This window comes from Streptococcus sp. 29896 (genome assembly GCF_032594915.1).
Taxonomy (GTDB): Bacteria; Bacillota; Bacilli; order Lactobacillales; family Streptococcaceae; genus Streptococcus; species Streptococcus suivaginalis.
On record NZ_CP118733.1, the window covers coordinates 402,234 to 414,073 of the forward strand.

Consider the following 11,840-nt stretch of genomic DNA (forward strand, 5'->3'; position numbering starts at 1 on the left):
CATAGAAAGGTAAGAGAAAACCTTTGGAGGAAATTATGGTATCTATCTCAAAAGAACAACATTTGGACATGTTTCTAAAAATGCAACAAATCCGTGATGTTGACATGAAATTGAATAAATTGGTGCGTCGTGGCTTCGTACAAGGTATGACTCATTTCTCAGTTGGTGAAGAAGCTGCGGCTGTTGGCCCAATCGCTGGTTTGACAGAACAAGACATCATCTTCTCACACCACCGTGGTCACGGTCACGTTATTGCAAAAGGTATTGACATCAACGGTATGATGGCTGAGCTTGCTGGTAAGGCAACTGGTACGTCAAAAGGCCGTGGTGGTTCTATGCACTTGGCCAACGTTGAAAAAGGAAACTTTGGTTCAAACGGTATCGTAGGTGGTGGTTATGCCCTTGCAGTAGGTGCAGCCCTTACGCAACAATATCTTGGTACAGATAACATTGTTATTGCATTCTCAGGTGACTCAGCTACTAACGAAGGCTCATTCCACGAGTCAATGAACTTGGCAGCTGTTTGGAACTTGCCAGTTATCTTCTTCATTACAAACAACCGTTACGGTATCTCAACAGATATTTCTTATTCGACTAAGATTCCTCACCTTTACCAACGTGCTGCTGCATACGGTATGCCTGGTCACTATGTTGAAGATGGTAACGATGTCATTGCCGTTTATGAGAAAATGCAAGAAGTCATCGAGTACGTTCGTGCAGGTAACGGACCAGCAATGGTTGAGGTTGAGTCATACCGCTGGTTTGGTCACTCAACTGCCGACGCAGGTGTTTACCGTACAAAAGAAGAAGTCAACGAGTGGAAAGCAAAAGACCCACTTAAGAAATACCGCAAATACTTGACAGAAAACAAGATTGCGACAGACGAAGAATTGGATGCAATCGAAGCACAAGTTGCAGAACAAGTAGAAGCATCTGTGAAATTCGCACAAGAAAGCCCAGATCCAGACATCTCAGTAGCTTACGAAGATGTATTCGTAGACTAGTCTACTGTCCAGATTGAAGAAAATTTTTGATATTAGTAGGAGAAATTTTAAAATGGCTGAAACAAAAGTAATGGCCTTGCGTGAAGCGATTAACTTGGCTCAAAGCGAAGAAATGCGTAAGGATGAAAAAGTATTCTTGATGGGTGAAGACGTCGGTATCTACGGCGGTGACTTCGGTACATCTGTTGGTATGTTGGACGAATTCGGTCCAAAACGCGTTCGCGATACGCCTATCTCTGAGGCAGCAATCGCTGGTTCTGCAGTTGGTGCGGCTCAAACTGGTCTTCGTCCAATTGTTGACTTGACCTTCATGGACTTCGTAACAATTGCCCTTGATGCGATTGTTAACCAAGCTGCGAAAACCAACTACATGTTTGGTGGTGGTTTGAAAACACCTGTAACCTTCCGTGTGGCTTCAGGTTCAGGTATCGGTTCTGCTGCCCAGCACTCACAATCTCTTGAAGCTTGGTTGACTCACATCCCAGGTATCAAGGTTGTCGCACCTGGTACAGCTAACGATGCAAAAGGTCTTTTGAAATCATCTATCCTTGATAACAACCCAGTTATCTTCTTGGAGCCAAAAGCTCTTTACGGTAAAAAAGAAGAAGTCAACTTGGATCCAGATTTCTACATTCCACTTGGTAAAGGTGAAATCAAACGTGAGGGTACTGATGTAACCATTATTTCATACGGTCGTATGTTGGAACGTGCCTTGAAAGCTGCTGAAGAAGTGGCTGCTGAGGGTATCAGCGTAGAAGTGGTTGACCCACGTACCCTTATCCCATTGGATAAAGAATTGATCATCGAATCTGTGAAGAAAACTGGTAAGGTTATCTTGGTCAACGATGCTTATAAAACAGGTGGTTTCATCGGTGAAATCGCATCGATCATCACAGAAAGCGAAGCCTTTGACTACTTGGATGCACCAATCATCCGTATCGCTTCAGACGATGTACCAGTTCCTTACGCAAACATTCTTGAAAACGCAGTATTGCCAAACGTAGAGAAAATCAAAGCGGCAATCTACAAGCAAGTAAACAAGGGCTAATATTATCGTCATCCGCTTATCTTTTCTGGCTGTGTTGATTTGGCTTGCCTAAGATCGGTTATGCCTGCACTAAATCGCCTTGGCAGAAAAGCAATCGGAAAGACGCTAACCCTGCTATGCTAGAAATAAAATGTTCTAGCATGACTAAGAATGCTTGGAAAAGAATTGAGCCACTTCGCTTATCGAAGTCTGGTTTGGTTCTTGACAAGGTAAGAAACTGAAAGAAAGGATTAGAACACGAACTAAATGCTCGGAATTTAGATAGTCCGCCTTGGATGTGAAACATCCTGCGTTGGACTCCTAAAATTCGGTCGCATTTGGACGTTCTTTGTATCATAATTATGGCTATTGAAATCATTATGCCTAAGCTCGGTGTGGACATGCAAGAAGGTGAAATCATCGAGTGGAAAAAACAAGAGGGCGATTTCGTCAATGAAGGCGACGTCATCTTGGAAATGATGTCTGACAAGACCAGCATGGAGCTGGAAGCAGAAGAGTCAGGCGTCCTATTGAAAATTGTTCATGGAAACGGTGCTACTGTTCCCGTAACAGAAGTTATTGCCTACTTGGGTGCTGAAGGTGAGACAGTTGAAGCAGGAGCTTCATCTGCTCCAGTTGCTCCTGCTGCAGCAATCGAAGAAGTGCCTGCAGGTCGTACACCTGTAATCGTTGCTCCTGCAGCGGCTGCCAAACCTCAAGGTGGTGGCAAGGTTCGTGCGACTCCTGCAGCACGTAAATTGGCGCGTGAGCTTGGAATTGACTTGGGTCTTGTTCCAGGAACAGGTGCTAACGGCCGTGTCCACAAGGTTGACGTTGAAGACTTCAAGGGAGCAGCTCCAAAAGCAACTCCGCTTGCAGCCCGTATCGCAGCAGACCAAGGTGTTGACTTGTCAACCCTTACAGGTTCAGGTGTCAATGGTAAGATTGTCAAGGACGACGTTCTTGCAGTACTTGCTCCTGCAGCTGTAGAAGCTGTTGCACCAGCACCAAAAGCTGAAGAGAAACCAGCTAAAGAATTGCCAGAAGGTGTTGAAATCATCAAGATGAGCCCAATGCGTAAGGCAATTTCAAAAGGTATGGTCAACTCTTACTTGACAGCTCCAACCTTTACGCTTAACTACGATATCGACATGACTAACCTCATTGCACTTCGTAAGCAAGTCCTTGAGCCTATCATGAACAAGACTGGGTTGAAAGTAACCTTTACAGATTTGATCGGTCTTGCGGTAACTCGTACGCTGATGAAAGAAGAGCACCGCTACCTCAATGCATCTTTGATTAACGATGCACAGGAAATCGAGTTGCACAAGTTTGTCAACCTTGGTATCGCGGTAGGTTTGGATGAAGGATTGGTGGTGCCAGTTGTTCACGGTGCAGATAAGATGAGCTTGTCTGACTTCGTGGTGGCTTCGAAAGATGTCATCAAGAAGGCTCAATCTGGTAAGTTGAAGGGTGCTGAAATGTCAGGTTCAACCTTCTCTATCACCAACTTGGGTATGTTTGGTACTAAAACCTTTAACCCAATCATCAACCAACCAAACTCAGCAATCCTTGGTGTTGCGGCAACTGTTCAAACACCAGTTGTCATCGACGGCGAAATCAAAATTCGTCCAATCATGGCACTCTGCTTGACCATTGACCACCGTATCGTTGACGGTATGAATGGTGCTAAGTTCATGGTTGACTTGAAGAACTTGCTGGAAAACCCATTAGAATTATTAATCTGATAAGGTTTTTATTGGTCGAAAATAAAGGAATATAGATTTCTGAATAGAAAATAAAGAAAGGATGTAGAACGAGTTCGTGACATTTGAACACGAACTAAATGCTTCGGAATTTAGATAGTCCGCCTTGGATGCAAGCATCCTTCGTTGGACTCCTAAAATTCTATCGCATTTGACGTTCTTTGTATCATAACTATGGCAATTGAAATTATTATGCCGAAACTTGGTGTAGATATGCAAGAAGGCGAAATCATCGAGTGGAAAAAACAAGAGGGTGATTTTGTTAACGAAGGTGATGTTATCTTGGAGATGATGTCAGACAAGACAAGCATGGAATTGGAAGCGGAAGAATCAGGTGTTCTTTTGAAAATCGTTCATGGAAACGGTGCAACAGTTCCTGTAACTGAGGTCATTGCTTACCTTGGTGCAGAAGGTGAAACAGTTGAAGTGGGTGCTGCACCTGCTCCAGCTGAGGTTGCTCAAGCAACTGCTGACTTGAAAGCAGCTGGTTTGGAAGTACCTGCAGCTCCTGCAGCAGCTCCACAAGCTCCTAAGGCTGAATTGGCAGCTGACGAGTACGACATGGTTGTTGTCGGTGGTGGTCCTGCTGGTTACTACGCTGCTATTCGTGGTGCTCAATTGGGCGGTAAAATCGCTATCGTTGAGAAATCAGAATTTGGTGGTACCTGCTTGAACAAGGGATGTATCCCAACTAAGACCTACCTTAAAAACGCTGAAATCCTTGATGGCTTGAAGATTGCGGCTGAGCGTGGTATTAATCTTGCTTCAACTAACTACACCGTAGACATGGATAAGACAGTTGACTTCAAGAACAAGGTTGTCAAGACCTTGACAGGTGGTGTAGCTGGTCTCTTGAAAGCTAACAAGGTAACAATCTTCAACGGTCTTGGTCAAGTAAATCCTGACAAGACTGTTGTCATCGGCGACAAGGTCATCAAAGGTCGCAGCATCATCCTTGCGACAGGTTCGAAAGTATCACGCATCAACATCCCAGGTATTGATTCTAAGTTGGTATTGACTTCTGACGATATCCTTGACTTGCGTGAAATTCCTAAGTCACTCACTGTTATGGGTGGTGGCGTAGTTGGTGTGGAACTTGGTTTGGTTTACGCATCATACGGTACAGAAGTAACAGTTGTTGAAATGGCTGACCGTATCATTCCGGGTATGGACCGCGAAGTGTCTGTAGAATTGCAAAAAGTCCTTTCTAAGAAAGGTATGAAATTCTTGACTTCCGTTGGTGTATCTGAAATCGTTGAAGCCAACAACCAATTGACTATCAAGTTGAACGACGGTTCAGAAATCGTTTCTGAAAAAGCCCTTCTTTCAATCGGTCGTGTACCACAATTGGCTGGTCTTGAAAATCTTAACCTTGAATTGGACCGCGGTCGTATCAAGGTTAACGAATACCAAGAAACTTCTATCCCTGGTATCTACGCACCAGGTGATGTTAATGGTACGAAGATGTTGGCGCACGCTGCTTACCGTATGGGTGAAGTGGCAGCTGAAAACGCAATCCACGGCAACCACCACAAAGCTAAATTGGACTTCACACCAGCAGCGGTTTACACACACCCAGAAATCGCTATGGTTGGTTTGACAGAAGACCAAGCTATCGAGAAATACGGTAAAGAAAACATCCTTATCGGTCGCAACAGCTTCACTGGTAACGGTCGTGCCATCGCTTCTAACGAAGCACATGGTTTTGTAAAAGTTATCGCTGAGAAGAAATACCATGAAATCCTTGGTGTTCACATCATCGGTCCAGTTGCAGCTGAAATGATCAACGAAGCAGCAACCATCATGGAATCTGAATTGACAGTTGACGACGTGGCAGCATCCATCCACGGTCACCCAACCTTCTCAGAAGTGATGTACGAAGCCTTCCTTGATGTTCTTGGTGTTGCGATTCATAACCCACCAAAACGGAAATAATCAGATAAGCAAAAAGAAAGCCCGTGTGGCTTTCTTTTTTCGTGATATGTTACGAATTGCTAGTATTTTCTTGTGGTAATAGATTGTTTGAAAGTGGCAGATACTGGCGTGCAATTCGATTTTCTGGCTGACGATCGTGCAGATAGATGACGATGAGGAAGAGCCATTCGGCTGGTTTCATGATCAGGTAGATTAGATCCGCCTGCCAGGCCGTGCGAATATGTTTGGAAATGGGGTAGCCATACCGGTCGTAGTTGGAACGAATGAAGCGATGCAGGCGTGGACATCTTTCTTCTAAAATTTGTTCAAAGGCATTGGCAATTTGCAGCTGACGGTTGACTACCACACGATGTCCATGGCGCTCTCCCATGCGAATAGGTTTGACCAAATTGCGGTGTCCAGCAGCCCCCACTGTACAAAGATAGTGTTCATCATAGAAGGCATTTGGTGGGGAGATTTTTTCTGATAAGGCCCAGTCACTAGTTTCTGTCCATATCTGAAGCAGCTGGTCAGGTTTTTGGCCAAATAGAATCAAGTAAGAAGCTAATGTGCTCAGATAGGGAAGACTGAAGAAGAGGAGCCAGATGGGCAGAGAAAGGCTTCTTTGCAGGAGAGCAGAAAGTCTAGGAAAGCGTGGGTTGCTCTGCTTTGCAAGTTCTGCCTGCCATAATTTTATGGTCTGTAAAATGGTTCGACTGTAGATGAGACAGACGTTGAGGGGAACCAAGCACAGGTAGCAATAGGTGAAGAAATCTGTTTCGATTAAGCTAGAAAGTTGAATAGTCCAAAAAATTGCAAATACAAAACTTGGATACAGGCAGCTGATGAGGAGGACTGTTAAGAGAGGGGGGAGGAGTTTGGTTTGGTAGATGTTCAGCACCAAATAAGCTAAAACCCCAAAAAGAAGCAGGAAGAACTGTCCCGACCAGGCTTCTGTTTGAATGGGACTGTGAATCTGGCTATTAACCAAGGTTTCTGGCCAATCGACGTAAACAACTTGAGCCGTTTCAAGAGCCAACCAACTTAGCCCTGTTCCTAAAAAGAAAATCAAACCATCGTTAATCCAAAAACTATACTCTTTTAACTGGTTTTTCAAAAGGGCTATAAAATGGCGGATGTTTTGCCAGGTCAGATAAAGGGGAAGGACAAAGCAGATAAGTGGAGCATTGATAAACCACATAAAAGGAAGAAAGATACTTGCGGCTAGATAAAAGATCAAAAATGATTTTAAGTGTTTGCTCATGAAAACCTCCTTTTATAGCCTACCATCATTTTTCAGAAAATTCAAGAATGGACAAGAAGAGTTTCAATACTTGCCTTTTGTTATCGTTTCCACTATAATAAAAATTAGTTAACAATAAAGGAGTTTCGCATGAAATACATCGTAAACAACAGCAATGACCCAGCCTATAACATTGCCCTTGAAGCCTACGCTTTCAAGGAATTAACAGATATTGACGAAATTTTTATTCTCTGGATCAATGAGCCTGCCATCATTATCGGTAAGCACCAGAATGCTATTGAAGAAATCAACAAGGAATTCACAGACGAAAATGGCATCCATGTTGTTCGCCGTCTGTCAGGTGGTGGCGCTGTCTATCATGACCTCAACAACCTCAACTATACTATTATTTCAAATAAGGCAGACGAGGGAGCTTTTGATTTCAAAACCTTCTCCAAGCCAGTTATCGATACTCTGGCAACCCTAGGTGTAGAAGCCAACTTTACTGGTCGTAATGACCTAGAAATCGATGGCAAGAAAATCTGTGGCAATGCCCAAGCCTATGCCAAAGGTCGCATGATGCACCACGGTTGCCTGCTCTTTGATGTGGATATGTCAGTCCTAGCTAGCGCCCTCAAGGTCAGCAAGGACAAGATTGAGTCCAAGGGTGTCAAGTCAGTCCGTGCCCGTGTGACCAACATCAACAACGAATTACCAGAGAAGATGACCGTCTTGGAGTTCAAAGATGCTATCCTCAACCAGATGAAGCAAGAATATCCAGATATGGACGAGTATGTCTTGTCAGAAGATGACTTGGCTCGTATCCAAGAAATCCGTGATACCCAGTTTGCGACTTGGGATTGGACCTACGGTCAAACACCAGAATACACAGTGGAGCGTAGCGTTCGTTACCCAGCAGGTAAAATCACAACCTACATCAAGGCTGAAAAATCTGTTATCGAATCCATCAAGATTTACGGAGACTTCTTCGGTATCGGTGATGTATCGGATATTGAAGATTTGCTGGTTGGCACTCGCTACGAGTACGCAGATGTCCTAGCGAAATTACAAGAAATTGACACCACTCACTACTTCTCACGTATGACAACAGAAGAAGTAGCAAAAGCGATTGTAGCTTAAGGAAAAGACGAGATTTTCTCGTCTTTTCTTTTGCTAATCGAAGGAGAATATAGTTTCTCGCTATAACTAGTTCCCTTGCAAAAGCAATTTGAAAGTGCTTTGAAAATCTGATATGATGGTAGAGAACCAATTTGAAGGAGAAAGTATGTCAAATAATCTCTTGGTCCTCCAGTCAGACTTTGGACTTGTGGACGGTGCTGTATCTGCTATGATCGGTGTGGCCTTGCAAGAATCGAAAGACTTGGTTGTCCACAATCTAACACACGATATCACCCCTTATAATATTTTTGAAGGCTCCTACCGTCTTTTCCAAACGGTTGAATATTGGCCAGAAGGAACGACATTTGTATCTGTTGTGGATCCAGGTGTTGGCTCAAAACGGAAAAGTGTGGTTGCCTTGACAGAACAAAACCACTATATTGTGACCCCTGATAACGGAACCCTTTCTTTTATCAAGCAACACGTCGGTATCAAGGCTGTACGAGAAATCTCAGAAGTAGCCAATCGCCGTGCCAATACGGAACATTCCTATACCTTCCACGGTCGAGATGTTTACGCCTACACAGGTGCTAAGCTAGCATCAGGGCACATCAGCTTTGAAGAAGTTGGACCAGAGTTGCAGGTTGCAGATATTGTTGAGATTCCAACTGTTCCGACAGAAGTGGGGGCAGACTTTGTCAAAGGGGCAATCGATATCCTGGATGTTCGATTTGGCTCACTTTGGACCTCCATCACGCGCGAAGAGTTTTATAACCTCAATCCCGCCTTTAACGACCGATTTGAAGTGACGATCTACAATAATGACATGTTGGTCTATCAAAACCAGGTGACCTATGGCAAATCCTTTGCAGATGTTCGAATTGGACAACCGCTTCTTTATATCAACTCCCTTTATCGAGTCGGGTTGGCAATTAACCAAGGTTCCTTTGCCAAGGCTTATAACGTTGGTGTCGGACAGAATTGGCATATTGAAATCAAACGCATTGTAAATTAAAAATTAGTTAGGAGACTATTATGAAAAATAATTCGATTAGAACTGTTGTCGCAACCGGTATCGGTGCTGCCCTCTTTGTGGTTATCGGGATTCTGATTAGTATTCCAACCCTTGTTGTTCCCAATACATCTATCCAGCTTCAGTACGCTGTTCAATCTCTTTTGGCGACCGTTTTTGGACCGATTGTTGGCTTTTTAGTTGGTTTTATCGGCCATGCCTTTAAAGACTCGCTCCAGTATGGCTCACCATGGTGGTCGTGGGTCTTGGCATCAGGAGTCTTTGGTCTAGTCTTGGGTGTTGCCAAACGAAGCCTTCGTCTTGATGAAGGAATCTTTGAGAAGAAAGACATCGTCTTTTTCAACGTGACACAGGTGGTTGCCAACATCGTAGCCTGGGGCTTGATTGCACCACTTTTGGATATTGTTATTTACAGCGAGCCAGCTAATAAGGTCTTTGCCCAAGGTTTGGTTGCTGGTATTGTCAATAGTGTGACAGTTGCTGTGGCAGGAACCATTTTACTGTCTATCTATGCTAAAACACAAACACGTTCAAACAGTCTTTCAAAAGACTAATCCAGGAATCACCTATTTCTAGGTGGTTTTTTTGCTGTAATTATGGTAAAATTAATATATTAACATTTGTGAAACTATTCATTTAGTGAGGTGTCGTATGACTTGGACCGTTGAAAAGGTTGGTGCGGTGATTGAGTCTATCCTAAACCCTGGAGAAGAATTGATCTATCTCTACCAATCCAAAACCAGCCAATCCATCTATTCCTGTGTCAGCTGTGACCATGTCTATTACAAAGTGTTTCGGATTAGCAACCATCCTAGCCGCTCGCATTACCAACAACCAACTTTTCATGTCGATCATGGGGATTTCTATATGCGGGGGAAAATTCGGAGCTTCTTGTACCAAGATCACGACTGGAGGCGGTTAAAGGAAGGCACTTTTTTCCTGCTCCGCTTTATGCTAAAGGCAGAGAGGATGGGGGCCAAAGTCTATGGGCGACGGCGCAAAGGAAAGCTAGAAGTGTATCTTGAAGAGGTGGAAGGGGAGACTCGTTACCTCTATCGCTTTCAAGAAAAACAGGTGAAGTTAATCAAAGAGTTATTGGTGACCGGCTTATTGATATCTACTTCGATGGGAAATTCCTCTAGCTTTCGCTTTTACCCAACACCTTTTATTGCGCCCTATCTAGAACGGCTCAAGGAGGTCCAAGCCTTTAATCAAAAGCCAGCCCCACAAACTCTACGCTGGAAGGTTCGGAAACAGCTCTTAACCTTGGTCAAGGAAGAGTCCTTAGTTGCTACGCCAGTTTCTCTTGGGGAAAAGCAGGGCTTCTTTGCTTGGTGGCGGAAGGTATCCAGTTTTGTTCAAGGTTTATGGCGAAAGTATTTTGCAGGTAGAGCATCGTCCAAAGAGAAGTCGACCGCAGATTGTCAGCAAGTGACACCATTGGAGCAAGCTCCGCAACCAGTAGAAAAACAACCAAGTTGTTGTCGAAAGAATGCCCAACCAGACCCGATTAAGGAAGCTTGGAAAGGACATGTAGAGAAGCGCCATTGTTCGAAAGTGAAGCAAATTTTACCAAGTAGCACCCTAAAGCAATTAAAAAATTTAAAGCAAAATTTACCAGAATAAGCAGGCAAACTTGGAAGCAAATCATTTTGAAAACCAGAATGAAAAGAGTATAATTGAGGGGACTATGCACTATCGTATAGCTTTAAAATCTATTGCAAAGATTGAAAAGGAGACACTATGTCAAAAGATATTCGCGTTCTACTCTATTACAAGTATGTTCCAATTGAAAATGCCAAAGAATATGCTGCTGAGCACTTGGCTTTCTGTAAGTCTATCGGACTCAAAGGCCGTATCTTGATTGCCGATGAAGGTATCAATGGTACTGTTTCTGGTGACTACGAAACAACCCAAAAATACATGGACTATGTTCATGCTAACCCATTGTTCAGCGATTTGTGGTTTAAGATTGACGAAGAAAATGAGCAAGCTTTCAAGAAGATGTTTGTTCGTTATAAAAAAGAAATTGTTCACCTTGGTTTGGAAGACAACGACTTCGACAGCGACATTGACCCACTTGTAACGACAGGTGCCTACCTGTCACCAAAAGAGTTCAAAGAAGCTCTCTTGGATGAAGATACAGTTGTTTTGGATACCCGTAATGACTACGAGTACGACCTTGGTCACTTCCGCGGTGCCATCCGCCCAGACATCCGCAACTTCCGTGAGTTGCCACAATGGGTTCGTGATAACAAAGAAAAATTCATGGATAAGCGCGTGGTTGTTTACTGTACTGGTGGTGTTCGCTGTGAGAAATTCTCAGGCTGGATGGTTCGTGAAGGTTACAAGGATGTCGGCCAGCTCCACGGTGGTATCGCAACCTATGGTAAAGATCCAGAAGTTCGTGGTGAACTATGGGATGGTAAGATGTATGTCTTTGACGAGCGTATCGCGGTTGATGTCAACCATGTAGATCCAGTTGTTGTTGGTAAGGACTGGTTCGATGGTACACCATGTGAACGCTATGTCAACTGTGGCAATCCATTCTGTAACCGCCGCACCCTTATGTCAGAAGAAAACGAGCACAAGTATGTTCGTGGTTGCTCAGCAGAATGCCGTGCTCACGAGCGCAACCGTTACATCACTGAAAACGGCTTGACCCGTCAAGAATGGGCAGAACGCTTGGAAGCGATTGGTGAAGAATTGCCAGCATTGGTATAAATTGAATTAG

Annotated in this window: 10 protein-coding genes; 9 read left to right on the forward strand and 1 reads right to left on the reverse strand. The window is 43.9% G+C overall.

Going from position 1 to position 11,840, the window contains the following annotated elements; all coding sequences use genetic code 11:
- Nucleotides 1-35: 35 nt before the first annotated feature.
- The 4 genes from PXH68_RS01905 (at nucleotide 36) to lpdA (ending at nucleotide 5,732) form a co-directional block, all read left to right on the forward strand.
- Nucleotides 36-1,004 (forward strand): thiamine pyrophosphate-dependent dehydrogenase E1 component subunit alpha, encoded by a 969-nt coding sequence (locus PXH68_RS01905; protein WP_002942391.1) that lies wholly within the window; start codon nucleotides 36-38, stop codon nucleotides 1,002-1,004.
- A 52-nt stretch (nucleotides 1,005-1,056) separates the two neighbouring features.
- Nucleotides 1,057-2,052: an alpha-ketoacid dehydrogenase subunit beta gene (locus tag PXH68_RS01910; protein ID WP_014638601.1), complete on the forward strand. Its 996-nt coding sequence runs from the start codon at nucleotides 1,057-1,059 to the stop codon at nucleotides 2,050-2,052.
- Nucleotides 2,053-2,393: 341 nt separating this feature from the next.
- Nucleotides 2,394-3,779 carry a dihydrolipoamide acetyltransferase gene (locus PXH68_RS01915; RefSeq protein ID WP_248027143.1) on the forward strand — a complete coding sequence of 462 codons (1,386 nt, stop codon included), beginning with the start codon at nucleotides 2,394-2,396 and terminating at the stop codon, nucleotides 3,777-3,779.
- Between the two features lie 192 nt (nucleotides 3,780-3,971).
- Nucleotides 3,972-5,732, forward strand: a complete 1,761-nt coding sequence (gene lpdA / locus PXH68_RS01920; protein ID WP_172054368.1) for a dihydrolipoyl dehydrogenase — start codon at nucleotides 3,972-3,974, stop codon at nucleotides 5,730-5,732.
- Between the two features lie 49 nt (nucleotides 5,733-5,781).
- Here lpdA and PXH68_RS01925 read toward each other — a convergent pair whose 3' ends face one another.
- Nucleotides 5,782-6,975, reverse strand: a complete 1,194-nt coding sequence (locus PXH68_RS01925) for a DUF6688 domain-containing protein (protein WP_248027141.1) — start codon at nucleotides 6,973-6,975, stop codon at nucleotides 5,782-5,784.
- A gap of 129 nt (nucleotides 6,976-7,104) precedes the next feature.
- Between PXH68_RS01925 and PXH68_RS01930 the strand changes: the two genes are divergently transcribed.
- The 5 genes from PXH68_RS01930 to trhO all read left to right on the forward strand — a co-directional run bounded on the left by PXH68_RS01930 (nucleotide 7,105) and on the right by trhO (nucleotide 11,830).
- The gene (locus PXH68_RS01930) at nucleotides 7,105-8,094 is read left to right on the forward strand and encodes a lipoate--protein ligase (protein WP_205027024.1); all 990 of its coding nucleotides are present in this window, start codon (nucleotides 7,105-7,107) and stop codon (nucleotides 8,092-8,094) included.
- 145 nt (nucleotides 8,095-8,239) lie between these two features.
- Nucleotides 8,240-9,088, forward strand: a complete 849-nt coding sequence (locus tag PXH68_RS01935) for an SAM hydrolase/SAM-dependent halogenase family protein (protein WP_205031349.1) — start codon at nucleotides 8,240-8,242, stop codon at nucleotides 9,086-9,088.
- A 20-nt stretch (nucleotides 9,089-9,108) separates the two neighbouring features.
- Nucleotides 9,109-9,660 carry an ECF-type riboflavin transporter substrate-binding protein gene (locus tag PXH68_RS01940; RefSeq protein ID WP_158455630.1) on the forward strand — a complete coding sequence of 184 codons (552 nt, stop codon included), beginning with the start codon at nucleotides 9,109-9,111 and terminating at the stop codon, nucleotides 9,658-9,660.
- A 97-nt stretch (nucleotides 9,661-9,757) separates the two neighbouring features.
- Nucleotides 9,758-10,732 carry a hypothetical protein gene (locus tag PXH68_RS01945; protein ID WP_248027139.1) on the forward strand — a complete coding sequence of 325 codons (975 nt, stop codon included), beginning with the start codon at nucleotides 9,758-9,760 and terminating at the stop codon, nucleotides 10,730-10,732.
- A 117-nt stretch (nucleotides 10,733-10,849) separates the two neighbouring features.
- On the forward strand, nucleotides 10,850-11,830 hold the full coding sequence (gene trhO / locus PXH68_RS01950) for an oxygen-dependent tRNA uridine(34) hydroxylase TrhO (protein WP_205031347.1): 981 nt from the start codon (nucleotides 10,850-10,852) through the stop codon (nucleotides 11,828-11,830).
- Nucleotides 11,831-11,840 lie beyond the last annotated feature (10 nt).